This is a genomic window from Acinetobacter sp. USHLN143 (assembly GCF_037145695.1).
Lineage (GTDB): Bacteria > Pseudomonadota > Gammaproteobacteria > Pseudomonadales > Moraxellaceae > Acinetobacter > Acinetobacter fasciculus.
Genome location: NZ_JBBCWZ010000300.1, coordinates 1 through 239 on the forward strand (window position 1 = coordinate 1; position 239 = coordinate 239).

Annotated in this window: 1 rRNA gene; it reads left to right on the forward strand. The window is 49.8% G+C overall.

Annotated features, from left to right (window positions below):
• Positions 1-38: 38 nt before the first annotated feature.
• Positions 39-239: ribosomal RNA gene (locus WFH18_RS18155) — 16S ribosomal RNA — on the forward strand; the annotation flags it as partial.

Below are 239 nucleotides of genomic sequence, written 5' to 3' on the forward strand. Positions count from 1 at the left end.
AGCCAAGATTGGTGCCCTTTAAGGCACTACATAGTATTAAACTGAAGAGTTTGATCATGGCTCAGATTGAACGCTGGCGGCAGGCTTAACACATGCAAGTCGAGCGGGGAAAAGTAGCTTGCTACTTAACCTAGCGGCGGACGGGTGAGTAATGCTTAGGAATCTGCCTATTAGTGGGGGACAACATCTCGAAAGGGATGCTAATACCGCATACGTCCTACGGGAGAAAGCAGGGGACC